The 26983-nt window shown below is 62.6% G+C and carries 24 protein-coding genes; 14 read left to right on the plus strand and 10 right to left on the minus strand.

All coding sequences use genetic code 11. The annotated features are described in order from the left end of the window. Nucleotides 1–5 precede the first annotated feature (5 nt). Entirely contained in the window at nucleotides 6–1487 is a 1482-nt protein-coding gene (locus tag NO878_RS01100) for a PAS domain-containing protein (RefSeq protein ID WP_256404119.1), read from the plus strand. On the opposite strand, the gene NO878_RS01105 is transcribed toward NO878_RS01100, so the two are convergent. Next, nucleotides 1484–1942: a DUF7992 family protein gene (locus NO878_RS01105; protein ID WP_256404120.1), complete on the minus strand. Its 459-nt coding sequence runs from the start codon at nucleotides 1940–1942 to the stop codon at nucleotides 1484–1486. The genes NO878_RS01100 and NO878_RS01105 overlap by 4 nt on opposite strands. A 164-nt stretch (nucleotides 1943–2106) precedes the next feature. Here NO878_RS01105 and NO878_RS01110 point away from each other — a divergent pair, with 164 nt between their 5' ends. Together NO878_RS01110 and NO878_RS01115 are read left to right on the plus strand one after the other, a co-directional pair. Next, nucleotides 2107–2265: a hypothetical protein gene (locus tag NO878_RS01110; protein ID WP_256404121.1), complete on the plus strand. Its 159-nt coding sequence runs from the start codon at nucleotides 2107–2109 to the stop codon at nucleotides 2263–2265. A gap of 4 nt (nucleotides 2266–2269) precedes the next feature. After that, complete coding sequence (locus NO878_RS01115; RefSeq protein WP_256404122.1) at nucleotides 2270–2554, plus strand: amphi-Trp domain-containing protein; 285 nt, start codon at nucleotides 2270–2272, stop codon at nucleotides 2552–2554. 41 nt (nucleotides 2555–2595) lie between these two features. On the opposite strand, the gene NO878_RS01120 is transcribed toward NO878_RS01115, so the two are convergent. Then, nucleotides 2596–3963, minus strand: a complete 1368-nt coding sequence (locus tag NO878_RS01120) for an aryl-sulfate sulfotransferase (protein ID WP_256404123.1) — start codon at nucleotides 3961–3963, stop codon at nucleotides 2596–2598. A 125-nt stretch (nucleotides 3964–4088) separates the two neighbouring features. On the opposite strand from NO878_RS01120, the gene ileS reads away from it, so the two are divergent. Then, nucleotides 4089–7280, plus strand: coding sequence for an isoleucine--tRNA ligase (gene ileS, locus NO878_RS01125; protein WP_256404124.1), 3192 nt, complete (start codon nucleotides 4089–4091; stop codon nucleotides 7278–7280). A 16-nt stretch (nucleotides 7281–7296) separates the two neighbouring features. On the opposite strand, the gene NO878_RS01130 is transcribed toward ileS, so the two are convergent. The 3 genes from NO878_RS01130 to NO878_RS01140 form a co-directional block, all read right to left on the minus strand. Next, nucleotides 7297–7551 carry a hypothetical protein gene (locus tag NO878_RS01130; protein ID WP_256404125.1) on the minus strand — a complete coding sequence of 85 codons (255 nt, stop codon included), beginning with the start codon at nucleotides 7549–7551 and terminating at the stop codon, nucleotides 7297–7299. A gap of 66 nt (nucleotides 7552–7617) precedes the next feature. Next, nucleotides 7618–8910: a UDP-glucose 6-dehydrogenase AglM gene (gene aglM, locus NO878_RS01135; RefSeq protein WP_256404126.1), complete on the minus strand. Its 1293-nt coding sequence runs from the start codon at nucleotides 8908–8910 to the stop codon at nucleotides 7618–7620. 72 nt (nucleotides 8911–8982) lie between these two features. Then, on the minus strand, nucleotides 8983–10176 hold the full coding sequence (locus NO878_RS01140) for an FAD-dependent oxidoreductase (RefSeq protein ID WP_256404127.1): 1194 nt from the start codon (nucleotides 10174–10176) through the stop codon (nucleotides 8983–8985). 89 nt (nucleotides 10177–10265) lie between these two features. Between NO878_RS01140 and NO878_RS01145 the strand changes: the two genes are divergently transcribed. Further along, nucleotides 10266–10934, plus strand: a complete 669-nt coding sequence (locus NO878_RS01145) for a phosphoglycolate phosphatase (RefSeq protein ID WP_256404128.1) — start codon at nucleotides 10266–10268, stop codon at nucleotides 10932–10934. Nucleotides 10935–11023: 89 nt separating this feature from the next. On the opposite strand, the gene NO878_RS01150 is transcribed toward NO878_RS01145, so the two are convergent. Continuing rightward, the gene (locus NO878_RS01150; RefSeq protein WP_256404129.1) at nucleotides 11024–11230 is read right to left on the minus strand and encodes an HEWD family protein; all 207 of its coding nucleotides are present in this window, start codon (nucleotides 11228–11230) and stop codon (nucleotides 11024–11026) included. Nucleotides 11231–11306: 76 nt separating this feature from the next. On the opposite strand from NO878_RS01150, the gene NO878_RS01155 reads away from it, so the two are divergent. Further along, on the plus strand, nucleotides 11307–11864 hold the full coding sequence (locus NO878_RS01155) for a class I SAM-dependent methyltransferase (RefSeq protein WP_256404130.1): 558 nt from the start codon (nucleotides 11307–11309) through the stop codon (nucleotides 11862–11864). Here NO878_RS01155 and NO878_RS01160 read toward each other — a convergent pair. Both NO878_RS01160 and NO878_RS01165 read right to left on the minus strand, forming a co-directional pair. Further along, on the minus strand, nucleotides 11861–12805 hold the full coding sequence (locus tag NO878_RS01160) for a DUF368 domain-containing protein (protein ID WP_256404131.1): 945 nt from the start codon (nucleotides 12803–12805) through the stop codon (nucleotides 11861–11863). The genes NO878_RS01155 and NO878_RS01160 overlap by 4 nt on opposite strands. Before the next feature lie 6 nt (nucleotides 12806–12811). Then, nucleotides 12812–16000: an oligosaccharyl transferase, archaeosortase A system-associated gene (locus tag NO878_RS01165; protein WP_256404132.1), complete on the minus strand. Its 3189-nt coding sequence runs from the start codon at nucleotides 15998–16000 to the stop codon at nucleotides 12812–12814. 110 nt (nucleotides 16001–16110) lie between these two features. Here NO878_RS01165 and NO878_RS01170 point away from each other — a divergent pair, with 110 nt between their 5' ends. The 7 genes from NO878_RS01170 (at nucleotide 16111) to NO878_RS01200 (ending at nucleotide 24064) form a co-directional block, all read left to right on the plus strand. After that, nucleotides 16111–17253 carry a glycosyltransferase gene (locus NO878_RS01170; RefSeq protein WP_256404133.1) on the plus strand — a complete coding sequence of 381 codons (1143 nt, stop codon included), beginning with the start codon at nucleotides 16111–16113 and terminating at the stop codon, nucleotides 17251–17253. A gap of 288 nt (nucleotides 17254–17541) precedes the next feature. Next, a complete protein-coding gene (locus tag NO878_RS01175) occupies nucleotides 17542–17835 on the plus strand; it encodes a hypothetical protein (RefSeq protein WP_256404134.1) in 294 nt (97 codons plus the stop codon). Further along, nucleotides 17832–18890 (plus strand): glycosyltransferase family 4 protein, encoded by a 1059-nt coding sequence (locus tag NO878_RS01180; RefSeq protein ID WP_256404135.1) that lies wholly within the window; start codon nucleotides 17832–17834, stop codon nucleotides 18888–18890. Before NO878_RS01175 ends, NO878_RS01180 begins: the two co-directional genes overlap by 4 nt. 440 nt (nucleotides 18891–19330) lie before the next feature. Beyond that, complete coding sequence (locus NO878_RS01185) at nucleotides 19331–20362, plus strand: glycosyltransferase (protein WP_256404136.1); 1032 nt, start codon at nucleotides 19331–19333, stop codon at nucleotides 20360–20362. Beyond that, entirely contained in the window at nucleotides 20362–21333 is a 972-nt protein-coding gene (locus NO878_RS01190) for a hypothetical protein (RefSeq protein WP_256404137.1), read from the plus strand. Before NO878_RS01185 ends, NO878_RS01190 begins: the two co-directional genes overlap by 1 nt. Continuing rightward, the gene (locus tag NO878_RS01195; protein WP_256404138.1) at nucleotides 21330–22631 is read left to right on the plus strand and encodes an alkaline phosphatase family protein; all 1302 of its coding nucleotides are present in this window, start codon (nucleotides 21330–21332) and stop codon (nucleotides 22629–22631) included. Before NO878_RS01190 ends, NO878_RS01195 begins: the two co-directional genes overlap by 4 nt. Beyond that, a complete protein-coding gene (locus tag NO878_RS01200; protein WP_256404139.1) occupies nucleotides 22628–24064 on the plus strand; it encodes an oligosaccharide flippase family protein in 1437 nt (478 codons plus the stop codon). The genes NO878_RS01195 and NO878_RS01200 overlap by 4 nt, the downstream gene beginning before the upstream one ends. Nucleotides 24065–24231: 167 nt before the next feature. Here NO878_RS01200 and NO878_RS01205 read toward each other — a convergent pair whose 3' ends face one another. Further along, a complete protein-coding gene (locus tag NO878_RS01205; protein ID WP_256404140.1) occupies nucleotides 24232–25221 on the minus strand; it encodes a glycosyltransferase family 4 protein in 990 nt (329 codons plus the stop codon). Between NO878_RS01205 and NO878_RS01210 the strand changes: the two genes are divergently transcribed. Continuing rightward, on the plus strand, nucleotides 25220–26710 hold the full coding sequence (locus NO878_RS01210; RefSeq protein WP_256404141.1) for a cryptochrome/photolyase family protein: 1491 nt from the start codon (nucleotides 25220–25222) through the stop codon (nucleotides 26708–26710). The two genes, NO878_RS01205 and NO878_RS01210, sit on opposite strands and share 2 nt — an antisense overlap. Nucleotides 26711–26786: 76 nt before the next feature. Here the strand turns inward: NO878_RS01210 and NO878_RS01215 are convergent, their stop codons facing one another. Then, complete coding sequence (locus NO878_RS01215; RefSeq protein ID WP_049938024.1) at nucleotides 26787–26981, minus strand: cold-shock protein; 195 nt, start codon at nucleotides 26979–26981, stop codon at nucleotides 26787–26789. Nucleotides 26982–26983: the final 2 nt, after the last annotated feature.

Consider the following 26983-nt stretch of genomic DNA (forward strand, 5'->3'; position numbering starts at 1 on the left):
AACACATGTCACACGAACAGGCGGATGGGGCGACCGAAGCGAGCGGCGGCCGACCGACCGTCAACGAGCCTCGGGTGTTGGTGCTCATGGCCCCGGGCCGGAACCGTGACCTCCTCGTCGAGGCGCTCGGGCGCCAATACCGGGTCGAGACGACGACCGATGCCGCGGCACTGGACGCACCGTTCGACTGCTGTGTGTTCGACCGGCAGGGCCTCGATAGAGCCGAGTTCGACCGGATCGCCGACCTCGTCGAGACTGGCCGTGAGACGACGAGTGCCTTCCTCCCGTTCGTGTTGCTGGTGCCGGCCGATACCGCCGATTCGATGGGGACGACCGTCTGGGACTACGTCGACGACGTGATCGAACTCCCGGCCGGGCGGGCAGAACTCCTCTCTCGAATCGACAACTTGGTTCAGCGGCGACAGACCGCCGTCGAACTCGACTCACGGTCCCGGGAGCTAGAGGAGACGATTGCCGAACTCCGCCTGAAGGAGCGTGCGATGGACAAGGCACCGGTCGGAATCACCATCACCGATCCGACGCAGGACGACAACCCGATGATCTACGTCAACGAGCAGTTCCAAGCGCTGACCGGGTACGACACCGAGGAGGTGCTCGGTCGGAACTGTCGCTTCCTGCAGGGCGACGATACCGATCCGGAGACGCGTCGCCTGCTCCGGGAGCGAATCGATGCCGAGCGACCGGTCTCGGCCGACATCGTCAACTACCGCAAGAACGGACAGCGCTTCTGGCAGAAGCTCGACATCACTCCCGTCCGCGACGAGGAGGGGTGTGTCGTGAACTTCGTCGGCTTCCAGACCGAGATCACCGACCGCAAGATCCGGGAGCGACGCCTCGAGGTCCTGAACCGCGTCCTCAGCCATAACCTGAAAAATAAGATGAACCTGATCGAGGGCCACGTCGCGTTGCTCCGTGAGGAGATGGATCGTGACGGGTCGCTCGGAGTGATCGAACGGGCGGCGAACGACCTCATGGCGCTCGGGGAGTCGGTGCGTCGGATCGACCAGATCATCTCGACGGCCGAACCCGCGGACGAACCGGTCTCCCTGCACGAGCGGATCGAGCAACTAGTCAACGTCCTGCGAGATCGCTACCCCGAGGCGACGTTCAGCGTCTCCCTCCCCGAGACCACCTGCGACGTCGCCGTGGGCGGGCTGACGGCGGCCCTAGAGGAGGCGATGGAAAACGCCGTCCGGCACAACACCGGAACCGAGCCAACTGTCGAGGTCCGGGTCAAGACCCGCGACGAGGCGTGGGTCGACATCGAAATCGAGGACAACGGCCCGGGCATCCCGGACCGGGAAATCGAGGTGCTCGAAGGCGGGGAAAGCCCCCTGAACCACGCCGAGCGACTCGGCCTCTGGCAGATCCACTGGATCGTCACCAACTCCGGCGGCGAGTTCTCGGTGCGCGACGCGCCGTCGGGCGGCACCGTCGTCACGCTCTCGGTCCCGGCTCGCGACTAGTCGAAATCGGGGAGGTCGTCCGGGGCCTCGTACTCCGTCTCCCAGTCGATATACTCGTCGAGTAACACGTCACACGCCATCTGTCCGAGTTCGGTCATCGCGGCGTTGATCCCCGAGACCGTCCCCCACGAGTCCAGTTCGGGGTGATACTCACGCTCCTTCCAGTCTTCGGGAATGCCCGGCGCGTGGTAGCCAACCCGCTCCGCGAAGGCGTCCCAGAAGAAGTCGAACTGGCGGAGCATCTTTAGGTCCGTGACGATCCCGAACTCCCGTTCGTCGATGTCGGTCGTGTCGGCCCACGCCTCGAACGCCGCTTCCCACGCACCCTCCCGGAGGAGGGCTTCGATCTCCTCGCGTTTGTACTCCGTATCTCCGACCACGTCCGCGTCCTCGTACTCGTTCGGATCGATCTCCTCGAGTTCCGGCGGCTCGGGGACGGGCACGTCCAGTGACATAGTCGTCGTTCGTCGACCGCGGCGATAAAGCCTCGCCGTGGATTGCCTTCGGGACCGCCGAAATCGGAACGGATCACGCGCCTCGTCGAGGACGACCCCGACCGGTGAGATGACCGCGCGCGGAACCGCGACCTTTTTGTTTTAGGTTTGCCTAAACAGTCGCGATGGACGCACGCACCCAGTCACACGCCGAGTCGGAATCGGCGGCCGCCAGCCCCGAGATCACGGTCTGTGAGAGCGGCCCGGAGACGGCCGTCTTTCTCGAATCGGGGAACACGGACGGCTGGATCGCCAGTGACGTGACCGTCGACGTCCGTCGGTGACACCATGTCCGAATCAGACAGCGAGAAGACGACGATCAGAACCGGCCGGGAGTTCGAACAGGAGTATCGCCTCGACGCCGACGAGGCGGGGCGGTTCCTGATCGACCTCGGCGAACAACTCAGAGACGGCGACGAACTGACCATCGAAACCGACGAGTGGGTTCTCCCGTTCGCGTTCGGCGAACCCGTCGAACTCGAAGTCGACTTCGACGGCGTCGGAGAGCCGGAACTCGATATCGACCTGGAACTGCCGGGCCGAACGGACGAGAGCGCCCCCGACGTCTCGTAAACCGGCCCGACGACGGTGGCCCTCGCTTGCTCCCTTCTTCGTCAGTCAGCGCTGCGTCGCGCGGCGACTGACTCGCCCCACCGCCAGTATGCCTCCGTCACCAGCCACGTCGCTCCGACGCCGGCGGCGAGAATCGTCGTGAGAAAGCCCCAAGGCGAGATCCACACCGGGCGGAACCACGGGGCGCGGTGGGCCCACCAGGAGGCGAGTCCCTCACCGACACCCTCGACGGGCGTCTCGTCGGTGATCCGGTCGAGCCACGCCTGGGGGGTGGTCCGGCCGGCTCCCGGCGACTCGCCGGCGCCGCCGTGGACGGTGTACCGCCCCGTCGCGTTCAGTTCCTGGACGGTCGGGCCGTTCGAGCCGTCGCCGGTGCCGAGACGCTCGGCGTCGTAGGGCGCCCAGGTGGCGTAAAACTCCCACACGACCTCGCCGGTCGGTGTTACCTCGATCACCCGGTGGCCGAGGCTGTCGACGACGAGCGTGTTGCCGTTCGGGAGGCGGTCGGCGTCGCGTGGCCACGTCAGGTTGCCCGTCAGCGTCCACGTGCGATTCCACGTGCCGTCGGCCCGGGCGTACTCCACCACCCGGCCGTTCTCGCTGTCGGCGACGAGAATCGTCGGCCGGCCGTCCGGGCCGCGCAGGTAATCGGGGTTGTGCTGGGCGTGCAGGACATCGAGTTGCTCGTCGCTCCCCAGGCGCATCTCGATGTCGCCCGTGGTGCGGTTGAGCACGAGCACCTGATCGAAGTTCCGGGGCGAGACCAACAGGCGGTCCTCGCCGACCGGATCGACATCGTTGACGTGCGTCCAGTCGTCGTCGACGCCGCCGTCGGTGTCGGCAGGGAAGTGATCGGCGAACCGCCACTCCCAGGTGACCTCACCTCGTGACCGGTTCCAGACGACGATCCGGTCGCCGCTGGTACCGTTTTGCACGTCCGCCCGCATGTGTGCGACGACCAGACGCCCGTCGTCGAGTCGGTCGACGTCGTGGGTGTCGGTAAAGGGGAGTCGTTCGGTCCAGACGCGCTCGCGCGTCTCGCGGTCGAGTTCGTAGACGAGCGTCTCGCCGTTCCGCGGGCTCACCACGAGTAGGTTCCCGTTGGGCAGCGGGTCCACGTCGTAGAACCAGCCGCGAGCGTCGTCGTGGTCACCCTGGTACTGCCACCGGAGGTCACCGCCGGAAGCGACCGAGAGGAGGCGTGGCGGCCGCGACCGGTCGAACCGTCCGGCGAAGTGGACCCCCTGCGTGCTGATGATCGTCGCGTTCGACGGCTCGCGTTCGACGGTCCCGGGTCCGAGCGAGCCGTCGTCGACCGGGTCGTAGGCGAGAGACGACCCCGCGGAGACGAGCACCAACACGAGGAGGACGAGCGCGAACGCCGGCCGGGGACGAATGCGACTGGCCACGCGTGCCGTCCGGACGGCCGTCACCTGAATCCTGTGTTTTGGCGGTGCGGTGTCGCGGCCTACGACCGACGCCCGGCGGCACGTCCGACCACCGTTTTGATATACGCGCGGGGACTGGGTCGGGTATGGACGATGTCAGCGACCAGTACGCCCCCGAGGACGTGGAGGCCTCGGTGAACGCCTACTGGGACGAACACGACGCCTACGAGGCGGCGAAGGAGGCCCACGCGGACGACCCACCGTTCTTTTTCGTCGACGGACCGCCGTACACGAGCGGCCAGATGCACCTCGGTACGGCGTGGAACAAGACGCTGAAAGACGCCATCATCCGCTATAAGCGGATGGCGGGCTACGACGTGACCGACCGCCCCGGCTACGACATGCACGGCCTCCCCATCGAGGTGAAAGTCGAGGAGGAACTCGGATTCGACTCCAAGAAGGACATCGAGGAGTACGGGATGGAGGCGTTCATCGAGGAGTGCAAGTCGTTCGCCGAGCGCAACCGCGAGAAGATGGACGAGGACTTCGAGTCCATCGGCGCGTGGATGGACTGGGATGACCCCTACCGCACGGTGTCGCCGGAGTACATGGAGGCGACGTGGTGGGCGTTCAAGCGCGTCCACGAGAACGGCCTCGTCGAGCGTGGCAAGCGGGCAATCAACCAGTGTCCCCGGTGTGAGACCGCCATCGCCGACAACGAGGTCGAATACCACGAGATCGAATCTCCCTCCATCTACGTGCGGTTCCCCCTCAGCGACCGCGAGGGGTCGCTGGTCGTCTGGACGACGACGCCGTGGACCATTCCGGCAAACGAGTTCGTCGCCGTCGACGCCGAGATGACCTACCAGGCGGTCGACGCGACGCGGGACGGCGAGACCGACCGCCTCTACGTCGCCGAACCCTGCGCCGAGGACGTCCTCCGGGAGGGGCGCTACGACGACTACGAGGTTGCCGAGGAACTGTCCGGCGCGGACCTCGTCGGCTGGGCGTACGACCACCCACTCGCCGACGAGGTGCCCGACAACCCCGACACCGAGGGGACGGGCCAGGTGTACGCCGCCGACTACGTGGAGGCCGACCGCACGGGGCTGGTCCACTCCGCGCCCGGACACGGTGAGGTCGACTTCGAGCGCGGCCGAGAGCTCGGACTCCCCGTCTTCTCGCCTGTCGCCGGTGACGGCACCTTCACCGACGAGGCCGGCACCTACGCCGGGCGGTTCGTCCGCGACGCCAACGACGACATCATCGCCGACTTAGACGCCAAGGGGTATCTGCTGGCGTCGGGCACCACCACCCACCGCTACGGGCAGTGCTGGCGGTGTGACACCGATATCGTCTATCTCGCCACCGACCAGTGGTTCATCACGGTCACCGACATCAAAAACGAGCTGCTCGAAAACATCGAGGACAGCGAGTGGCACCCGGAGTGGGCGCGGGATAACCGATTCAAGAACTTCGTCGAGGACGCCCCAGACTGGAACGTCTCCCGGCAACGCTACTGGGGCATTCCCCTACCCATCTGGGTGCCGGAAGACGACCCGGACCCCGACGCCGAGGACATCCTCGTCGTCGGCACGCGGGAGGAGCTGGCCGAGCGGGCGGACGGGAATGTCGACCCGGAGGCGGTCGACCTCCACCGCCCGAGCGTCGACCCTATCACGATTACCGAGGACGGCGTCACCTACGAGCGGGTGCCCGACGTGTTCGACGTCTGGATCGACTCCTCGGTGGCGACGTGGGGGACGCTCGGCTACCCGGGGAACGAGGACGCCTTCGACGAACTCTGGCCCGCGGACCTCATCGTCGAGGCCCACGACCAGACCCGCGGCTGGTTCTGGTCACAGTTGGGAATGGGGACCGCCGCGCTCGGCGAGATTCCCTACGACGAGGTGGTCATGCACGGCTTCGCCAACGACAGCGACGGCCGCAAGATGTCGAAGTCCCTCGGCAACATCGTCACACCCGAGGAGGCCATCGACCGCTACGGGCGCGACCCGCTCCGGGCGTATCTCATGAGCCACGACCAGCACGGGGCCGACCTCTCCTTCGAGTGGGAGGGTCTCGCGGAGACCCAGTCGACGCTCAACATCTTCTGGAACGTCTTCCGGTTCCCGCTGCAGTATATGGATCTCGACGACTACGACCCGGCCGACGCGAGCCTCGACGACGGAGAGTTGACCGTCGTCGACGAGTGGGTACTCTCACGGCTCCAGTCGGTGAAAGCCGAGGTTGACGCGGCGTGGGACGAGTACGCCGTCCACGACGCCTGCAACGCCGTCCTCGACTTTGTCACCGAGGACGTCTCCCGCTTCTATGTCAAGGCGACCCGCGAGCGCATGTGGGAAGAGGCGGACTCGGCGTCGAAACGCGGCGCCTACGCGACGCTCGCGACTGTCCTCGACGAGACGATTCGCCTGCTCGCGCCCGTCACGCCCTACATCACCGAGGAGATGTACCGAACCCTCGACGGGGATGCGACGACGGTCCACCAACTCGCCTACCCGACGGTCGACGAGGCCTACCACGATCCGGAACTGGAACGGAACGTGGCGGTGCTCCGGGCAGTCGAGGAGGCGGCGGCCAACGCCCGCCAGCAGGGCGGCCGCAAGCTTCGCTGGCCGGTCCCGCGGGTGCTCGTCGAGAGCGACGACGGAGGGGTCCGCGAGGCCGTCGACTCGCTTGCCGACCTGTTCGGCGAGCGGGTGAACGCCCGATCAGTCGCGGTAGTCGAATCGTTCGACGAACTGGTCGAGCGTGCCGACCCGGAGATGGGCGTCATCGGCCCTGCCTTCGGCGGCGACGCACAGGAGGTGATGGCGGCCGTCGAGGACCGCCGACGCGAGGACCTGACCGCCGACGACGGCGAAACTCCTTACGCCGTCACGCTCGACGGCGAGCGCTACGACCTGACCGCGGAGATGGTCTCGTTCCGCGCCGAACCCCCGGCGGACGTCGCCGGCGCCGACTTCGAGGTGTCCGACGACGACGGCGACCGGACTGGCGGCACCGTCTACGTCGATACGTCACTGACCGACGACATCGAGGCTGAGGGCTACGCCCGGGACGTGGTGCGCCGGATTCAGGAGATGCGCAAGCGTCTGGAACTGGACGTCGACGAGCGCATCCGCACCCGGATCGACGTGGCCGACGACCGGGTGGCCGCCTTCGTCGACGAACGACGCGACCTGATCGCCGAGGAAACCCGGACCGCGGAGTTCGACGCCGACGCCGACGACCTGACCGAGGAGTGGGACGTCGAGGGCGTCGCCGTCACCATCGGCATCGAACGACTGGAAGCGGAACAGCGGACGGCGTAGCCGACGCTCGGCGCCCTTACGTCCAGTAGAGCACATAGAGGAGAGCGAGGCTCGATCCGACCACGACGAGACCAACGAGCGCGAACCCAATAGCAGCCGCCGTCGACCCCGTGAACGCCGCAAGCTGTATCAACTGGAGACCGACCAGCGCGGCGACGACGGCGAGAAGCGTCCAGCAGACGGTACCGAGGAGCGAGCGGCCCGCGTTCCGGAGTTCGTCGCGCACGATGGCGCGAATCCGGTCTTCGCGGGGGTCGTCGGCAGGGACCATATCGCGATGTCGCCTCCGGTTGCCCCTCAAGCTGTCGGTGAGTCGTCAGGCGTGAGCGGCGCCCGGCTACCAGGTCAATCCCTCGTAGGTGAGGCCGTCGCGGCGCTCGACGACCCGGCGGCCGTCGATCACGACGTCGCCGCTCATCAGGTCGAACTCCCGGTCGAGTGCCTCGAACTCGGGCCAGTCCGTGACGACCAGGGCCGCCTGCGCGCCCGAGAGCGTCGGCGACGCCGAGGCGAGATACTCCACGTCGGGGAATCGCTCGCGCATCGTCTCGACTGCCCCTCGGTCTGGATCGTAGGCGACCACCTCGGCACCGCGGGCCTGCAGTCCTTCGATAATCGGGATGGCCCGCGAGTTGCGGACGTCGTCGGTATGGGGTTTGAACGCGAGGCCGAGGACAGCCACTCGCTCGCCCGCGACGTCGACGTGGGTATCGAGGAGGTCGAGCATCCGCTCGGGCTGGCGGTCGTTCACGTCGATGGCTGCCTGAAGGAGCGCGGGTTCGTACCCCTGCTCGCGGGCAGCGGCGACGATGGCGGCCACGTCCTTCGGGAAGCAACTCCCTCCCCAGCCGACGCCGCTCCGCAGGAACTCTTCGCCGATGCGGTCATCGAGGCCGATAGCGTCGGCCACCTCGTAGGCGTCGACACCGTACTCCTTACAGATGTTGCCGAGTTCGTTGATGAGGCTGATCTTGGCCGCGAGAAAGGCGTTGTTGGCGTATTTGATCATCTCCGCCTCGCTGAGGCCGGTGCGGACGACCGGCACGTCGTCGAGCAGCGACGCGTACACCGACTCCAGGGCGTCGAGCGCGCGGTCGTCGGTCGTCCCGAAGACGAGCTTATCGGGGTGCTGGAAGTCCTCGACGGCGCTACCCTCGCGCAGGAATTCGGGGTTCATCGCGAGGCCGAAGTCGACGCCGACCTGCAGGCCGGATTCGCGTTCGAGGATCGGCCCGACCACGTCCGCGGTCGTGCCAGGGACGACGGTGCTTTTGACAACGACAGTCGGGTAGCCCTCGATGTCAGCCAACACCCCGCCGAGTGCCTCGGCGCCCGCTTCGACGTATGCGGTGTCGATGCTCCCGTCGTCGTTCGTGGGCGTCGGGAGTGCGAGGAAGACGACGTCGACGTTCGCCAGGTCCGCGTAGTCGGTCGTCGCGAACAGCGACGCGCCGGCGTAGCGGTCGAGCAGGTCGTCGAGACCAGGCTCCGAGATCGGGGAGTCCCCGTCGTTCAACTGTCTAACGACCGATTCGTCGACGTCGACGTTGATCACGTCGTGCCCAAAGTCGGCGAGACAGGCCGCGAGAGTCGTCCCGACGTACCCGCTTCCGACGATACCGACATTCATGTGCCACTCTGTGCGAGGATGGGACAAAGAGGTTCGGATGCGGCCGGATCGCTCGCCCGTCGCGACGGGGCGTCAGCCAGCCGGCGCATCGACGTCGAACGCGTCGGTGGCGTCGAGACGCGCGGGGTCCTCGTTCCCCGGGAGCGGTCGGTCGGCGGTCCGACAAGCGGCGTCGACCCCGAGGCGGTCACAGACCACGTCCGCCGTCGCCTCGGCCATCCGACGGTAGGTCGTGAGCTTTCCCCCGACGACGGTGACGAGTCCCTCGACGCCCTCGTCGGCGTGGTCCAACAGCGCGAACCCTCGGGAGATGGCGCGGCCGTCGTTGCCAGCCTCGTCGGGGGCGTACAGTGGGCGGACACCCCAGTAGGTGCGAACGGTCGGCGCCGCGGTCACCGCCGGACACATTGCCCCACACTCCGCGACGATCCGGTCGATTTCGTCGTCCGACCGCTCGAAGTCGTCGGGGTCGTCGACGGTGACGCTCGTGGTGCCGAGGACGGCCGCCCCGGACGCGGGCACCACGATGTCGCCGTCGGCTGGCGGCCGACACCGGTTCAACACGGCGTCGACGCCGGGATTCTCGACGGCGACCATGGCGCCACGGGTGGGGCGCATCGGCACCGAGACATCCGCGAGGGCAGCACATCGCTCGGCCCACGGCCCGGCCGCGTTCACGACGGCGTCGACCGTGACAGTCGCGTCGACGGCCCCGCCGACCGCGACACGCTGGACCCGGCTGTCGGCGACGGTCATCGACTCGACGGGCGCGTGGGTGTGGATCGTCGCCCCCGCCGCCCGGGCGTCGAGGGCGTTCGCGACGATTAGGCGAGACGGCGAGATCACGGCGTCCGGCACGGCGAGTGCGCGCTCGACGGCGTGGCTCGCTTCGGGCACCCGCTCTCGAAGCGCGTCGCCGTCGAGGGTCGTCGTCTCCATGCCGAGGTCGGCACAGGCCGCGCGCTTGCGCTCGAAGTACGCAGGGTCGTCGCCGTCGAGTTGGAGGAAGTAGCCGCCGGTTTCGTCGAGACAGCCGGCCGCCACCTCGCGGAGCGTCCGGTTCTCGGCCAGGCAGGCGGCGGCGTCGTCGGGGTCGGTCTCGGCGTATCGGGCGCCGCTGTGGAGGACACCGTGAGAGCGGCCCGTCGTCCCGCCCGCGAGGGCGCCGCGCTCGACGAGGGTCACGTCGACGCCACGCAGGGCCAAGTCACGCGCAGTGCCGACGCCGGTCGCCCCGCCACCGATCACGAGGACGGTCGTGCGCATACCCGCCCGTGATCAGGCCCTGCACTTCACGGCGTCGGTGTGCCGCCCCGCGACGCGTCGCTTTTCACCGCCGCGGGCGGAGTGGCGGTATGGTGCCACCGCTGGTGCTCGACATCGACGGGACACTGACCGCGCCGACGGGTGGGATCGACCCACGAGCCATCGAGACACTTCGGGAGTGGGACGCACCCGTCGTCGTCGCGACGGGCAAGGCCTTCCCGTACCCGGTCGCGCTCTGTCACTTCGCGAACGTTCCCGAACGGGTAATCGCCGAAAACGGGGGCGTAGTCTACGCCGACGACGCGGTGACGGTGACCGTCGACGACGCCGAGCGTCCCCGCGTGGCGGCACGGGCGTTCGTCGACCGGGGCGGCGACCTGGGGTGGGGCGCGGAGGACACCGTCAACCGCTGGCGCGAGACGGAGGTGGCGGTCCACCGCGACGCCGACGAGGCGCTGTTAGGCGCCGTCGCCGCGGAGTTCGGCCTGGAGGTGGTGGATACGGGCTACGCCTACCACCTCAAGACGCCGGGCGTCGAGAAAGGCGACGGCCTCCGGTCGGTCGCCGCGACGCTCGGCCTCGACTCGGCCGACTTCGTCGCGGTGGGCGACAGCGAGAACGACGTTTCGACGTTTGCGGCCGCCGGGCGGTCGTTTGCGGTGGCCAACGCCGACGACCGGGCGTTGGCCGCCGCCGATACGGTGACGGAGGAGTCATACATGGACGGGACGCTGGAAGCGCTCGCGACGGTCGCGTAACGCGGCGTTGGAGCGGGGCAACCCTGCTCGATGAGGTCGCGCGAGTCCGAGACGCCGGGGAGCAACACGAATGCGGTGGGTGTCGTGTCTCAGGCGTCGGCGGCGTCTCGATCCGTCTCGATGGGGACGAACGCCCCGTTGATGTCCCACTCGTGAATGCAGTACACCTCGCCGGTACGCCGGTCGCCGTCGTCGTCGACGGCGATGTGCCACGTGCCTGTCGCGTCGTTCCAGACCTCCCGCCGGCCGCAGTCCTCACACTGGCGGGCGGTCGGTTTTCTGATGGTCACGCCCATAGCCGAAGTAGCGACCGGCGGGGATTTAACCCTACCGTAGCGGACGGGATTTACGTCGCCCTGCCCAACGACCCCTATGGGATTTCATACGTTCGACAGTGAGCGGGCCGACGCTCTCGAAGACGCCGCGACCAGATATCGGTACTGCTCTCGCGAGGAACTCCACGCCCTAGTCGGTCCCCACCCAGACATGCGTCTCGCGGACCTGGGAAGCGGGACCGGCTTCTACACCGACGACCTGGCACCCCACGTCGAACGGGTGTACGCCGTCGACGTCCAGTCGACCATGCACGACCACTACCGCGAGAAGGGCGTCCCGGACAGCGTCGCGTTGGTCGAAGCCGACGCCGTCGACCTGCCCTTTGCCGCCGACGAACTCGACGCCGTCGTCTCGACGATGACGTTCCACGAGTTCGCCGACCCCGAGGCGATGGCGGAGGTGGCCCGCGTCGTCCGGCCGGGCGGCCGTCTCGTCACCGTCGACTGGGACCGAAACGGCGACGGAGCGGCCGGCCCGCCTCGTGACGAAACCTACGCCCTCGGCGATGCTGTGTCACTCCAGACCGACGCGGGGTTCACCGTCGAGCGCGCGACGACACGGCCCGAGACGTTCGTCTGTGTCGCCCGTCGCTAAACGACGATGCCGTCGGTGTACCGTTCGAGACTCACCACGACGACGGCGCCGACGACGGCCGCGAGCGCGAAAAGGAGCGCCGCGCCGGGCGTCCACCCTGCGGGGGCGAGCGCCTCACCGGCCTGGGTGATCGGGGCACGCAGGCCGCCGACGACGAGGCTCACGAGGAAGGCGAGCGTCGCGTAGCGGTAGGTAGCGAGCGCCCAGCGGACGGCGTGGGCCACGGATAGCAGGCCGACGACGGCCCCGACTCCGAAGGCGACGACGGTCGTTCCGGGAGCGATCACCGCCGCAACCGACCCGCCGACGAGGAGGCCGAGGAGGGCGTCGACGAAGGCCGTGAGCCGCTCGACGAGGAACTCGTACTGTCCCAGGATGATGAGGATGAGCGATCCCGAGATGCCGGGCAACACCATCGCGCTGATGGCGACGGCACCGACGGCGACGGTCACCAGCGGCGTCGTGGGAAGCGCCGCACCGGCCCGGCCCGCCGAGAGAAACGCGAGGAGGAAGCCGGCGATGGCGGCCGCGATCCGACCGGGGGTATCGAGGGCTACCTCGGTCCCGAGAACGACCGCCGAAGCGGCGATTAGTCCGAAGAAAAATCCGAACGTGAGGACCGGCTCGGCATCGAGCGCGACGTGGAGTACCCGCGTCACCACGACGACGGCGGTGGCGATGCCGCCACCGAGCGCGGCGAGAAAGCGACCGTCGACCGCACGAAAGGCGCGGCGAGCGTCCGCACGCCGCCCTGGAACCGGGGCGGCGGCGACCGACAGGACGCGCTCCGGGGTGACGGCGGTGATGGCGGCGATCAGGCGCTCGTAGATGCCCGTGATGAGCGCGATGGTTCCCCCCGAGACGCCAGGCACGGCGTCGGCCGCCCCCATGCAGACACCCTTGAGGTAGACGACGACCAGCGGAGGGAAGCGTCGCTCCATATCGCCTCAGGCCCTGTCGTCGGCAGCGGGAGCGTGGAGCTGCGACGGCTGCGTTGCGGACGCGCCGTCGGAGGTGTCGTCGCCGGCGCCGTCACCGCCGGTCGCGTCGTCGACCGGGTCGCTCGGCTCGATGGCTTCGGACTGGTTCCCGCCGCTCAGCGAGATGTTCTGGAAGGGGTTGTTCCCCTCTAAGGTCACCGCACGCGGCTCCTCGATGTCGCCGTTGACCCGTCCCTCCCGAATCTGGACCTGGGAGCGGAACTGGACGAACGAGCCGTTCTGTGTGGCCAGCCCCGTCTCGATGGTGTAGGGACCGGTCGCCCGAACGCTCACGTTCGTGTAGCCGTTCGAGGGGCCGTACTCGTCGTACCCCGTCGTGGAGTACGGGAGCGTCATCTGGAGTTCGCCGTCCTCGTTCGTCCGGGTCTCCTGGGTGTAGGTGAACGTCTCGTTGGTCGTCGACACCCGCATCGGCACCCTCGCGCGGACCGACGTGTTCGGAGGCAGTCCGTCGCTGGTGACCGTCGCTCCGGGCACCTTCTCGAAGGACTTCACCCACGAGGGCTCGTAGAGCGTCTGTGACGACGGCGGTACGCCCGTCACGGCGAAGGTGCTGCGTGTGCCGCGCTGGTACTGCGAGGCCTTGGTGGCGTTGGACTCGCTCACCTTCACCAGTCGGTAGTGCTCGAGGGCGGACACCCGCTCGGTCGGGAAGTGCCCCACGCCGCCGATCTGTGACGTGCTGTCGTTGGCGACGTACGACTCGGCGGCGGACATGTTGGGGAACTGTCGGAGCATCCGTTGGTCACCCTGTGGCCCGGCGCGGATGGAGATGGTCTCGCCGGCCTGGGTCTGTGCGCGGCGCTGTTCCCAGTCGACGACGATTGGCTGAGGCTCCATGGCGCTCCCGTGGTAGGCGTAGAGCCGCACCATCAGGCTGTCGTAGTACCGCTGGTTGCGCAGGTAGAACAGCCCGCGGAGGTTGCTGGCGTACACCGGGCCGTAGAAGTCGCTCTGGGAGACGTTCCCGTCATCGTAGAAGACTGTCGGGGCGGCGAACTTCGACCGCGGGTTGACCATCTGCCAGTCGACCATCACGTACCGGGTGCCCGTAGCCTCCGCGTCGCGTTCGCCGAGGGCGTCCTGTGCGGCCGACTCGTTGGGGGCAAGCAGGAAGTTCGCGGCCGACCTGGCACCCTGTTGGAATGGGTTGGCGTTCGGAATCCGCTCGCCGCGGACGGTGATCCAGTGTCCGTAGTCCCACCACGACTGGACGCCATACGCGCCCGCCGGATAGTCGTAGTCGTCCGTCCGCGAGTAGGTGCCGTAGTACTCCATCTCGTTGTCCGCGCCGCCGAAGGTTCCGGGGGCGGGCGTGTTCGACTTCATCCACTGGAGCGAGCCGTCCCACTCGGTGATTGCCCCGGTGTTGGTGTCCTGCGCCGCCTGCCAGGCAGTGCTACTCCGGTCGACCGAGGGGTTACCAGTGTTGCGGACGCTCATCGGAACGAGCAACACGGGCGTGACGATCAGCATCACGGCCGCGAGGACGGCGAGCACCTGATACCCCTGCAGGTCACTGAGGGCGTCGAACGACGACGCATCTAAGTCGAGATACCGGATGATCTGTCCGATCAGGTAGGCGTTCGCGATAGCGACCACCGGAGCGAGGTAGTAGTGGAACCGCACCTGCGTGAACGCCGCCGAGGTGATGAAGGCCGCCCAGATGACGAAAAACAGCTCCTCGGCGTCGTAGCTCGACTGGAGGACGGCCCCGAACAGGATGGCGGCCACGAGCACCACGCCGACAAGTTCCGAGACCACGCCGAAAGCATCGCCGACGGCGCGGAACGGCCCCGGTGCTACGAACAGGAGGCCGATCAGCGACAGCGACCCAGCGGCGTAGGCGATTCGTTCCGTCTCGCCGTCGCGCACCAGCGGTTTCGCGAGCAGCCAGATGACGGCCACCACGCCGGTAAAGAGGGTGAAGCCGTAGTCGGCCATGATCCGGCCTGTGGCGTTCATCGCGTTCTGCTGGAGGATGCCGGGGTCGAGGTACGGCTGAGCCTCGGAGATGGTGCGGGTCCCTGCGCCGGCGCTGAAGCCGATAAATCGGAAGGCGTTGGCCTGGATCTGTCCGAACAGCGAGGGGAGGGCGACGGCGACGACACCCGCGGCGACGGCGAAGATGCCGACGACGCCGACGGGGTAGTAACGGCGGTCAAGGTCACGGCCATCGAACGCGCGGGCAAGGCCGGCCATAAGCGCCGCGCCGCCGGCAACCGAGAGCGCGACGACGGGCTGGAGGAGGGAGTACTCGACCGGGCTGAACGACGTCGTCTCGAACTGGACCAAGATCAAGAGAGCGGTCACGGTCATCGACACGACACCGACGAACGCCACCGGTTCGGGTGAGCCGCCGGTGACGTAGTCGCTCGTGAGCTGGTAGACCAGATACGTCCCGAAGATACCGACCAGCAGGATACCCGGCGGCCAGACCCACATGTAGAGGGCGACGGCGACGCCGGCGAGCGCACTCCAGAGCAGCGGTTGGCGGAGCGCGTCCACGTCACGGTCGACGACGAGCTCCCACACCGGTTTCTCTCGCGTGGCGACGCCGATGGCGATCAGCAGCGCGAACACCGCAATCGTCTGGAAGAGCGGTTCAGCGATGTTGTGATCGGCGAAGCCGACGAGGCCACGCTGGAGGAATTGCCCCGGAAGCAACAGGAGGACGACGGCCCCGAAAAGTCCGGCCACGCGGCCGGCGAGTCGCTTCCCGATGGCGTAGACGGGAATCGCGACCAGCGCGCCAAAGACGGCGGGCGCAACGAGGAGCGTCTTTGCGATCAGCTCCTGCGAGGGGCTGCCTAGCCCGACGGCCAGCGCCGCTGTCGCGACGATCTGGTCGTACAGCGTGCCGAACTGGCCGACGCTCGTTCCGTAGGGGAACTGCGTCCACGGATCGAACGGCATGGTAAACGGCCAGTTGCGAACCGTATACTCGACCTCGCGGAGGTGATACCACGCGTCGTTGCCGGAGAAGTACACCGATCCGTCCCGGATGAAGATGTCGTAGGCCTGGAGGCGGATGGCGACCATCACCGCAACGACGATGCCGAGCACGGGGATCTGATACCAGTCGAAAAAGAGGTCAGCGACTGACGGGGACCCTTGACTCTGATCGTCGCTCATTGGCCGAACGGACTTGGATTATAGGCATAAACCTTGTTATCTACCGTGGGAACACCGCCACACGGGAGGGGACCGTCACCGCTTTACTCCCTCCGAATCCAAGGGAGAGCATGCGTCGTATCCGCAACGCTGCCGTGGGTCTGCTCGGCCTGACGGGGCTTCCCTACCTCTGTTATCTCGCCGTCGCAGTGATCCTCGACCCGGAGGGGTCACCCGCCGACAAGCGGCCGGCGGAGCCGACCATCAGCATCGTCCTTCCGACGTACAACGAGGAGCGCATCGTCGAGGGAAAGCTTTCGGAACTGGTCGACCTCGACTATCCGATGGAGCACGTCGAAGTCGTCGTCGTCGACTCCAGCGACGACGAGACACGCGACATCGTCCGGTCGTTTTTCGCCGACCGGGACGCGCCCACGCTGACACTCATCGAGGAGGACGAGCGCCGCGGCCTCTCGCCTGCGCTCAACGACGCGTACGCGGCGGCCGCGAACGAGGTGGTAGTGAAAACCGACTGTGACTCCCGCATCGCCGCCGACGCGCTCCGCGAGGCGGCGGCAAATCTGGCCGACCCGTCGGTACGCGCCGTGACCGGACGGAACGCCGAGGTGCTCGGCGGCAGCGCCGTTGAGGCCGGCTACCGCGACATCCAGAGTCGGATTCAGGTCCTTGAATCCCACCTCGATTCGACGCTTATCTTCCACGGACCGTTCTCGGCGTTCGAAAACGACGCCATCGTTCCCATCGACTCCGACTCCATCGCCGACGACTCGGAGTTGGCGCTCCGCATCCGGAAAAATGGCGGCCGGGCGGTGTTCGATCCAGCCATCCGCTACAAGGAGGCCGCCCACTCCGAGTTCCGGAAGCGCCGCCAACAGAAGGATCGGCGAGCGATGGGCCTGCTTCGTCTCCTCTGGCGTCAGCGGTCGATGCTCGGGGGGTTCGGCAACTACGGCCGCGTCGTCCTGCCCTTCAACTGGTGGTTCATGCTGATCTCTCCGTGGCTTCTGATGACCGGGTTGGTGCTGTCGTCGGCCGCTGCGGTCGGTCTCGCCGGTCCCCTGGGACTACTCGTTCCCGCCGGCGTCGTCGCGTTCGTCCGTGCCGGATCGCGGGACGCACTCGGCCGCCTTCAGCCGGCGTACTCGCTGTTCGACACGCAGGTGTCGCTGTTCAAGGCGAGCGTGACGCTGCTCCGCGGTGGCGGCTCAGAAATCTGGGACGTGGACCAGGAGTTGCGCGACGTCTACGAGTAATCAACGGCTCTCGTACCATTCGACGAACCGGTCGATCCCCGAGTCGAAGTCGTTCCGGATCCCCCGCTGAACGATGCTGCTTGTCTTCGTGGGCAACAATATCCGAACAACACATATACCTCTGCAAATGACCAATACACACGGAATGAGTGTCGACCTATTTTCCTTCTCGCTCGCTGTCGTTCACGAATGCTGCTACTACGAGCGTTATGATGCCGAACACGTGGGCGAGACCATCGTGCGGACGCTCAATGCACCAATATATAGCGGGAGGAGTACGAGAGAGTTGTGCTGCCGTTCAAGTGGTGCTTCGTGATTGTCTCGCCATGGCTGCTGGCTGCCACGCTTGTATTTGGGTCCGTGGCAGTCGTCTCGTTGTTTGATGTTGTCAGACTGGCGGCGACCGCTGCAGTCAGCGTCTTCGCGTGCCTCGGGCAGAGGTACTCGTTCGGTCCCGTGCAGTCACTTTACCCTATTTTCGACACGCAGGAGCCTCTCCTGCGCGTGAGCGTGGAGCTGCTTCCCGGGGAGGGTGACAGCACGTGGGAAGTTGACGTAGAACTGCAAGAGGCGTGTGAATGAGGATACTGTTCGTTACGCACCGCTACCCACCCCACACCGGAGGTATCGAAACGCACGTACAGGAGATTGCGACGCGGCTCGCTGACCGCGGCCACGACGTGACCGTATTCAGCGCGGACGCCAGCTCAGACGCACTATCAGAGTGTACGGACGATGGCGTTCGAGTGCGGCGCTTTCGATCTGTTAGTATAGGTGGCGCGTTCTACGTGGCGCCGCAGATGGCGCTCGCAGTTCGACGGGCCGACGTGGATGTCGTGCATGCGCACAACTATCACGCGCTTCCGTTGTTCTTCGCGGCGCTCGGTGCTACCGACGAGCGGTTCGTTGTGACGACTCACTACCACGGCGAGAGTGCGAGCGGCTTTCGGGACGTGCTACTGTCCGTCTACCGGCCGTTCGGTCGGTGGGCGATTCGACAAGCTGACGAATTGATTGCCGTGAGCGAGTGGGAGCAAGAACGATTATTGGCGGATTTCGGCATTGACGCCACAGTAATTCCCAACGGTGTGGCTGTTGAGCGGTTCGCCAACGCCGAACCTGAGGGGCGGAAGCATCCGTACCTGCTATGTGTTGGACGACTAAAGGAGTACAAAGGAGTCCAACACGTGATTCGTGCGTTGCCGGAGCTGCCCGAGTACGATTTGGTGGTCGCTGGGAGTGGACCGTTCCGGGACGAGCTAGAGCAAATTGCTCGTGAGGAAGGGGTTGCTGACCGTGTTGATTTTCTTGGGTATGTCGGCGAGGAACGGCTTCCAAAGCTGTACGCTGGGGCGGACGTGTACGTGACGATGTCCGAGTTCGAAGCTTACGGGATGACTGTCGCTGAGTCTATCGCTGCTTGCACTCCGGTCGTGATACGCGAAGCCGGAGCACTAACTGACTGGCTTGATTTGGACGGAACTATCAACATCACCCATCCACACTCCTCTGCACTCACGAATGCCTTAGAGGCAGCTATTAATGGTACTTGTCCCGACTCACACGCAGTATTAGATTGGGATACCGTCTGTGAGAAATTAATTAAGCTGTATCAGGATAGAACAGCAGAACCATGATGGTAGTTTCTGTCTGCTCTGATGAATCGAAACCATTAATCTACGAACCGCATTTCTGTTATAGAGTAGAACCGCTCCAAGGACTTGATACATGATCAAAGTCACTGTGCTCGCGAGCGGGCAAGAACAAACCCGGACGCCATCACCGAGGACAGCAGCAGTCCTGGGAGAACCAGCTGTAAGGCGATTTGATACTGTCCCGCAGCAGCACTTCCAAGCACGGCGCTCAACAGGAGGATATCGATTCTCGAGTATGCCGTTCCAACGAATATATTAGGAATTGAAAACCTGGCGAACTGCCAAAGGCTCCTCAGTGGCCCCCTGTAACCGGCGAGGCTCAATACTCCTGATCTCCGGTGCTACCGAGAAGCACATCTTGAGGGTGTCCGTGATGCTTATCTTACCAGATGTCAAATCTGCCTTTGAAACATAGCTCAGATATGCATGTCGAATATTTTACCACAGCTTCAGATCAAGACTGTGGAATATCGGACTATACGGATGTATTGATGAACAATATTGAAGGAATTACGACCTCGAAAACAGGTGTCAAACTCAGGTCGTCTGATATTTTAAATTACGTTCTTCAGTCATTTAATGCTGGAAAGCATGATGTACTCCATGTTCAACACGAGTACGGGATTTTTGGCCCTATGAGCATAGCTTCATGGCTAGTCTTCCCGATCTTATGGATCATGTCTCGGCTTCGTGGAACACCCATCATAATCACATTTCACACAGTATGGTCTAATAAGACCGTCAGCCCACCCCTCAGACCGCTTAAGAAATTATACGTTTCCCTCAACAATGCTATGCTGCGGGCGGTAGCAGACCACGAGATGTTTCTCTCCGAAGAAGAAAAGAGAATGATGGGTTCCGATGGATACGTTATTGCACACGGCGTTCCAACCGAAACGCATCCTAATACGACCGCAAAGACTGAACTCGGGTACGAAGAAGACGAACAAATCGTAATTGAGCTGGGATACGTTCGACCTGAGAAGGGGCAAAAAGAATTCGCGGAAATGGCAAAGTTCATTGATGCGTCATGTGTCATCGCTGGTGGCCCCCAGAACACACGGGGAGAAGAATACCTTGACATCATCGATACCTCAAACGTTGAGGTCACGGGTGTTCTCAGTAAAAACGAATTTCACGATTGGCTAAACGCCGCCGATATTGTGGTCTTGCCGTACCAGACAGTTTCCCAGAGCGGTATCCTCAATTGGGCTGTTGCATACGATACTCCAATCGCTGCCCACGAATTACAGAAGTTTGTTGAAATGGAAGTTGAGTTCGGCCTCCCAACCACATTTGATAAAGACAACCCTGAGTCGGCTGGATCCGTTGTGAACGAACTCTTGGACAGAGAGGGTCCACAGGAAGACGCGATTGAAGCGTATCGAGTAGAGAATGGAATGACTAATGTACTTGAATTCCACACTGACCTTTACGCGAGGGTAACGCAATAATGAACAACATAGCTAACAAAATACAGTATATAGCCTCTGAACTTTCACAAAATGGGAGCGACCCATACTGGTGGAGACAAAGGTTCGCATCGCGGATTGCTGGACCAGCTCTGGGACATATCCACGATAACTCAGGGGTGGACTATATGTCTCGCGACTGGGATAATCTTCTGATTTTAGACGCCTGCCGGGCAGACATGTTTGAGGAAGTGTTTGACTCCACTCAGTTTGACGAGTATGAGTCCGTCCACTCCATAGGCTGTTCCAGCCCAGAGTGGATGAAAAAAACGTTCCATGGCAAGGAGTTTCCGGATACGGTCTACGTAACGGCTAATCCTTGGATTTCAAAGATTGCACCAGATTCTTTCCATCATATTGAGAACCTGTGGCTTCGTGATTATGATGTTTCAGCTGAGGACCTGGAAGGAGCTGCGGTTTTGGAGGAGGCTGGTCTAGGAGATGTCCCTACGATTTACCCAGACGTTTTGTCTGATGCTGCCCGGGATATGAAAAAAGAGTATCCTGACAAGAGGTTGATAATTCATTACTTCCAACCCCACGCACCTTGCGTTGGGAACCCGGATGGATCGCGAAAAGACGAAGTTCTAAATGAGATGCACCCAGGCGATGATTTAAAAGAGGGGAACGTTACTCGCGAAGAGGTCTGGGAAGCGTATACTGACAATCTCAGGTACGCGTTCTACTATGCCGAAGAACTTTCAAGAGACCTAGGTGGACGCTCTGTTTTTACTGCAGATCACGGAGAACTTTTCGGGGAATGGCTGTGGCCTTTCCCCATTCGGGGGTACGCTCATCCAGACAGCGTTCGTCACCCGAAGCTTACAGAAGTGCCTTGGGCAGTAGTCGAACACGGGGATCGACGTGAGATAACCGCAGAGTCAACTTCTCATCACGAGGCCGATGACAGTGTAGTAAATGAACGACTGAAAGACCTCGGGTACAAGGTATGAGAAGAGTTGCACTCATAGTTCTTGACTGCGTGAGGAAAGATTATTTCGATGAGAATGCGACTCAGATAAAAAAGATGGCAGATCTTGACGTTGACGAGTGCTACGCTGCAAGCTCTTGGAGTGTTCCGAGTCATTCTTCTTTGTTTACTGGAACGCTCCCTCACGAACATCAAGTACACTCGTACAACACAGATTACAGCATTCTAAAAACATTCTTTGAGGAGGTGGAATCAGAGGGAATTAGTGCGAATGGAGCAGTCTCCGATGCGTTCAATGCTGACAAACTATTTAATGAGTTTGTTGCATTCTCCGGGAAGCAAGAAATCACACCAGATGCGGTGACATTTAAAGACGTTGTAGAGTATGAAGCGGGATTACAGCGCATCGTCGAGTATCTAAGACAAGCGATTGACGACGGGAAGCTCAAACACAGCTTGATAAATGGTATCGGTATAAAAGCCAATCACTTCATCAAAAGACTGCCGATCTACCCATTTGGGGATCACGGCGCCTCACAGGTTACTAAACGTCTCAGTGATAGCGATGCGGACTTCGTTTTTTGTAACTATATCGATGCACACGCCCCGATGCAGAATCATCGTTATATTGAGTCAAATTTCCCTAAGGGATGGCACTCAAATCAGATTTCTATAGAGGATATCCGAGATTCCGAGCTAGAAGCTTCTCAGCGAGATCTCAATAAGTATCACAACCTCTACTCAAAGACAATCCAATATCTTGATAGCAAGATTGCTACATTTGCTGAGGAGATGCCAGATGATATGACACTAATCATCACAGCCGATCATGGTGAAGAAATGCTCATGGACGGTGAATCCGATTTGGGCCATACGGGCTTTTCACAATCTCTTCTCCATGTTCCGTTCGTAATCATTGGTTCAGACGCAAAATACGACGGAGGAACCGTTTCACACTTGGACGTTCCAGCGATGGTTGAACAACTCTGGGAGTCAAGAGAACTTACAGTCCCGACTCGTGAATTTGTTCTGAGTGAGCGCCCGGGTATGATGTTCTACGATGGGGATAATCCGTGGTGGAACCGTGCCATCCGGGCCGTAACTGTCAACGGAATTAGGTGGCAATGGGATGATTTAGGTAATTCACACAAGGTTGAGCTCACTAAGTCAAAGGAGGAAAAGAAAGTAGAGGCTAAGATTCCAGCTGAGTATAAAGACATGTTTGACGGAACAGTTGATGAACTTGGCGACGATAGCCAGAATATTGAGGTAAGTAATCAAGTGGAAACCCGTCTCAAAGAACTTGGATATAAAATATGAGCGACGCCAGCGAAATGAACCTAGGATGGGAATCTGTCAAGGGGATCGCTGGTAAGTTCGGACAGGCAGCCACTGGATTTGTCGGAATTCTAATTTTCACGAGAATTGTCGGGAAGTCCGATTTTGGTGGTTTCTACCTTCTCCTGTCTCTTGTGATGATCGCAGACCGTCCCATCAGAGGACTTGGTCAGGCTGTTGCAAAAAGATGGTCAGAAGATGGTGCACCGAAACGAGAGATTCTCGGTACGGTGCTGGTTGTTAACGTGTGTGCATCTCTTGTGGCGGGGGTTGGTGCGTTTCTCGCACGGGATATCCTTGTATCCTATACCAGCCTTGAGGGGTCACCACTCCTTTTTGCCGCCCTCTTTGGATCTATTGCATTCTTTTTTCCTTTTCAACAAATGATGGGGGCGGAGGGGTGGCCCGCCAAACAGACATGGAACGATACCCTCCGGTCGTTCCTTACACTACCACTTCAGCTCGTCTTAGTGGTGAGCGGTCTTGGTGCCCTCGGAATGGGATATGGATTGGTCGCCGCTACGCTTCTTGTCGTCCCAGTTGCCATTTATTTCGTCCGCGTCCATCCGTCTTTGCCCTCTCGTGAGACGGTCCGATCGCTGTGGGACTATGCGCGATACAGCACCCCGGCAGCTATTGTGGGAAAGGCATACGATAGGATTGACGTGCTTCTCCTGGGTTTCCTTGTTGGGACTACCTCTGTCGCGAATTATGAGGTTGCTCTGAGACTCACCGTCCCAGCCCTATTCGTCTCAGGCGTCCTCTCAAGCGCACTTATGCCGAAGATTTCCAACACCATTTCGAAGGGTGGAGAGTTCGTTGATGATATAACGAATTCAGTAAGCTATGTAAGCATCCTCGCAGTTCCCATCTTTTTTGGAGCACTTGCAATCCCGAGACCACTCGTCGTGACGGCGTTTGAGCCGCAATACGCCGATGCTGCGCCGTATCTGATCGGACTTGCACTATATCAGTTGATCTCAACTCAGACAGTGATCTATTCCCAGACTCTGTCTGGAATGGATCTCCCAGATATTCAATTCAAAATCCGAGCAATTACGCTGACGTTCAACGTTATTATCGGGGTTACTCTTGCACTCACCGTTGGTCCACTTGGTATTGTAATTGCGACCGTTCTTGCTGAGTCGCTAAAATACGGTTTGTCGGTGAGACAAGTTCTTAATCAGGTTGACGGGGTCGAAGTCATCCCAAAGCCACTCATATTACAAATCATCTCAGGCACCATGATGTTCCTGATTGTCAATTTCCTTCAAGCACGATTGACTATCCAGTCTTGGGTCACTCTCGGGTTTACTGTTGGTGTAGGGGCGATTGTCTACGCTGCTTGCCTCTTCGCAATCTCTCCACAGGTTCGGTTCACCGCACAGGCCGTGGTCCGCGATGCTGTAACATAATTCAGGCGTGAAATCCTCGACATGACCTTGGCCATTGCCTTTGTTGGCTAATGGGATGCATTATCTGTCATCATCTGACGATGACCCGTTTCCCTCGGCAATGTTACGACGGTTTCTTTGTTATTCTCTCACACTCGGTTGGTTCGGAATATACTTCAATGAGTTCGCTAACTACATTGTCCCCAAGTTGGAATCTGTTCAGACGGTGATTGCTCAACAACTGACCGTACAGCGTTACTTAGCTCCAAGGCCGATGTATCTGACACGCCTATCACGCCGTCTCGTCGTGTCCAATTCCTCAGACCGCCTTTCTCCCGGACCACGCAAGGTGTCCCTGCGGAAAGCGCTTCGACTACTATTATTCCGTACGCTTCAAATTTGGAGAGGGCTAAATAAACAGCAGCACCTGAGTACAATTTGGGGATACGCTCGTCCTCAGCGTACCCAAGGAAGTCGACTCGATCGCTCACGTACTCTTCACGGGCGATCCGTTCCAGTTCGTTGCGATACGGACCGCCCCCTGCGATCACGAGGTCATATTCTGGAAGCTCCGAAAGCGCCCGAATAACGTGTTGAACTCCTTTGTACTTTTCCAGCCGACCAACGCACGGCAGGTACTGCCGGTCGCGTCGCTCCGCCTCCGCGTTTGCGAACCGGTTGATGTCCACGCCGTTAGGAATCACGGTGGCCTCGACTCCAAAGTCTTCTTCTAGACGCTCTCGTTCCCAATTGCTAACCGAAATTAAGTCGTTGGTCCGTCGAACAGCATATCGTCCGAGGGGGCGGTACCCCGACAGCAGCACATTTCGAACACCGTTCGCGCTCGCTCCGTGATAATGAGTCGTTACGACGAGTTGCTCATCGGTAACGCTAGCTGCGGCGAATAACAGCGGAAACGCATGGTCGTTATGAGCGTGTATGACATCAGCGTCCGCGCGCCACACAGCGATCGCTATCTGTGGCGCGAAATAAAATGATCCAGTGTGACTAATCGATCGAAAACGGCAAACCCGCACCCCAACATCCGTTGTTCGAAGCCACGGCGCGGTGGTCGACCGGACCGCCGACCGCGACGGGGCCGACGCCGTGCGAATCGTCGGCGGCGCGGACGTCGTCGCCCCACACCGTTTTGTCGCGGTGGTCCCAACGGCGGCCATGACCGTCTGGCTCCTCGGCGACCAGCTCCACCCCGAGAGTCACGTCCTCGACGACGCGGAGCGGGTCCTCCTGATCGAAGCGACGGCCTTCGCCGACCGAAAGCCGTACCACCCACAGAAGCTCGGTCTCGTCTTCGCGGCCATGCGTCACGCCCGCGACGCCCTCCGCGAGGCGGGCTACGACGTGACCTACCGACGGGCACGGACGTTCGGCGACGCCCTCGACGCTCACTTCGACGCGCGTCCGGGCGACGACCTGCGACTCATGCGCCCGCCGAGTCACGGCGCCGCCGAGCGTCTGCGGCACCTCGTCGAATCCCGCGGCGGGTCGCTCACGCTCGTCGACGACGACCGGTTTCGCTGCTCGCCCGAGGCGTTCGACGCGTGGCACGACGGCGACGGATTCCGTCACGAGGATTTCTACCGATGGATGCGACGCCGTGAGGGCGTGTTGATGGACGGCGACGACCCCGTCGGCGGGCAGTGGAACTACGACGAGTCGAACCGCGAGACACCGCCCGACGACTGGTCGCCGCCATCCGTCCCGCGGTTCGAACCGGACGACCTGACCCGCGAGACGCTGGACTGGGTCACCGAGGAGTTCGACACTTGGGGCGAGTCGACGGGGTTCGCGTGGCCGGTGACACGGGCCGAGGCCCTCGATGCGCTCGATCACTTCGTCGAACACCGGCTCTCCCCGTTCGGCCCCTATCAGGACGCCATGGTCGGCGGCGAGTCCGCGCTCGCTCACTCCCTGCTGTCGTCGTCGCTGAACTTGGGGCTGCTCGGCCCACGGGAGGTGATCGACGCCGCCGTCGACGCCTGGGAGCGTGACGCAGCGCCGGTCGAGAGCGTCGAGGGGTTCGTCCGGCAGGTGCTCGGCTGGCGGGAGTTCATGCGGCACGTCTACCGGCGGACGATGCCCGACCTCGTCGAGTCGGACCTGCTCTCACGGTCGCGTGACCTCCCGCCCCTGTACGAGGGCGAGGAGACGTCGATGCGGTGTCTGGACGAGGCCGTCTCACACGTCTACGACCGCGGCTACGCCCACCACATCGAGCGGCTGATGGTGCTGTCGAACTTCGCGTCGCTCTACGGCGCCGACCCCCAGGAACTGAACGAGTGGTTTCACTTCGGGTTCGTCGACGCCTACCACTGGGTGACGACGCCGAACGTCCTCGGAATGGGGACGTTCGCCACCGACGTCTTCACCTCGAAGCCGTACGTCTCCTCCGGCAACTACGTCGACCGGATGAGCGACCACTGTGCGGCGTGTGCCTACGATGTCGACGCGACGACCGGCGACGACGCCTGTCCGTTCAACGCACTCTACTGGGACTTCCTCGACGACCACGAGGAGACACTCCGGGGAACGGGCCGGATGGGGCTGATGTACTCACACCTCGACCGGAAGGACGACGCGGAGCTATCGGCCATCCGGGAGCGGGCGGCGACGGTCCGCCGTCGCGCCCGCGACGGACAACTGTAGCCGTCGCTAGTCGCGTGAAAAAGGGAAAATTCCGATCCAGCGTCGTTTCGAGCGGTCGGGATGTCCCGGCCCGGACTTACAGTCGCTGGAGGTTGGTTGCCCGCGGGCCCTTGTCGGCCTGCTCGATGTCGAATTCGACTTCCTGTCCCTCTTCGAGGTCCGGGCCGCCGATATCTTCCATGTGGAAGAACACGTCTTCGTCGGAGTCTTCGGTCTCGATGAACCCGTAACCGCCGGTGTCGTTAAAGAACGCAACCGTACCTGTCGCCATTG

It is taken from the genome of Haloplanus ruber, assembly GCF_024494725.1.
In the GTDB taxonomy this organism is placed as follows: domain Archaea; phylum Halobacteriota; class Halobacteria; order Halobacteriales; family Haloferacaceae; genus Haloplanus; species Haloplanus ruber.

Excerpts from the sequence above, each read along its gene's own strand:
- NO878_RS01105 (WP_256404120.1), bottom strand. The coding sequence starts at position 1,942 with ATGTCACTGGACGTGCCCGTCCCCGAGCCGCCGGAACTCGAGGAGATC.
- NO878_RS01115 (WP_256404122.1), top strand. The coding sequence starts at position 2,270 with ATGTCCGAATCAGACAGCGAGAAGACGACGATCAGAACCGGCCGGGAG.
- NO878_RS01130 (WP_256404125.1), bottom strand. The coding sequence starts at position 7,551 with ATGGTCCCTGCCGACGACCCCCGCGAAGACCGGATTCGCGCCATCGTG.
- NO878_RS01200 (WP_256404139.1), top strand. The coding sequence starts at position 22,628 with ATGAGCGACGCCAGCGAAATGAACCTAGGATGGGAATCTGTCAAGGGG.
- NO878_RS01100 (WP_256404119.1), top strand. The coding sequence starts at position 6 with ATGTCACACGAACAGGCGGATGGGGCGACCGAAGCGAGCGGCGGCCGA.
- NO878_RS01150 (WP_256404129.1), bottom strand. The coding sequence starts at position 11,230 with ATGGGCGTGACCATCAGAAAACCGACCGCCCGCCAGTGTGAGGACTGC.
- NO878_RS01185 (WP_256404136.1), top strand. The coding sequence starts at position 19,331 with ATGCATGTCGAATATTTTACCACAGCTTCAGATCAAGACTGTGGAATA.
- NO878_RS01170 (WP_256404133.1), top strand. The coding sequence starts at position 16,111 with ATGCGTCGTATCCGCAACGCTGCCGTGGGTCTGCTCGGCCTGACGGGG.
- aglM (WP_256404126.1), bottom strand. The coding sequence starts at position 8,910 with ATGAATGTCGGTATCGTCGGAAGCGGGTACGTCGGGACGACTCTCGCG.
- NO878_RS01165 (WP_256404132.1), bottom strand. The coding sequence starts at position 16,000 with ATGAGCGACGATCAGAGTCAAGGGTCCCCGTCAGTCGCTGACCTCTTT.
- NO878_RS01160 (WP_256404131.1), bottom strand. The coding sequence starts at position 12,805 with ATGGAGCGACGCTTCCCTCCGCTGGTCGTCGTCTACCTCAAGGGTGTC.
- NO878_RS01195 (WP_256404138.1), top strand. The coding sequence starts at position 21,330 with ATGAGAAGAGTTGCACTCATAGTTCTTGACTGCGTGAGGAAAGATTAT.
- NO878_RS01210 (WP_256404141.1), top strand. The coding sequence starts at position 25,220 with ATGACCGTCTGGCTCCTCGGCGACCAGCTCCACCCCGAGAGTCACGTC.
- NO878_RS01155 (WP_256404130.1), top strand. The coding sequence starts at position 11,307 with ATGGGATTTCATACGTTCGACAGTGAGCGGGCCGACGCTCTCGAAGAC.
- NO878_RS01205 (WP_256404140.1), bottom strand. The coding sequence starts at position 25,221 with ATGGCCGCCGTTGGGACCACCGCGACAAAACGGTGTGGGGCGACGACG.
- NO878_RS01110 (WP_256404121.1), top strand. The coding sequence starts at position 2,107 with ATGGACGCACGCACCCAGTCACACGCCGAGTCGGAATCGGCGGCCGCC.
- NO878_RS01215 (WP_049938024.1), bottom strand. The coding sequence starts at position 26,981 with ATGGCGACAGGTACGGTTGCGTTCTTTAACGACACCGGCGGTTACGGG.
- NO878_RS01145 (WP_256404128.1), top strand. The coding sequence starts at position 10,266 with ATGGTGCCACCGCTGGTGCTCGACATCGACGGGACACTGACCGCGCCG.
- NO878_RS01140 (WP_256404127.1), bottom strand. The coding sequence starts at position 10,176 with ATGCGCACGACCGTCCTCGTGATCGGTGGCGGGGCGACCGGCGTCGGC.
- ileS (WP_256404124.1), top strand. The coding sequence starts at position 4,089 with ATGGACGATGTCAGCGACCAGTACGCCCCCGAGGACGTGGAGGCCTCG.
- NO878_RS01190 (WP_256404137.1), top strand. The coding sequence starts at position 20,362 with ATGAACAACATAGCTAACAAAATACAGTATATAGCCTCTGAACTTTCA.
- NO878_RS01180 (WP_256404135.1), top strand. The coding sequence starts at position 17,832 with ATGAGGATACTGTTCGTTACGCACCGCTACCCACCCCACACCGGAGGT.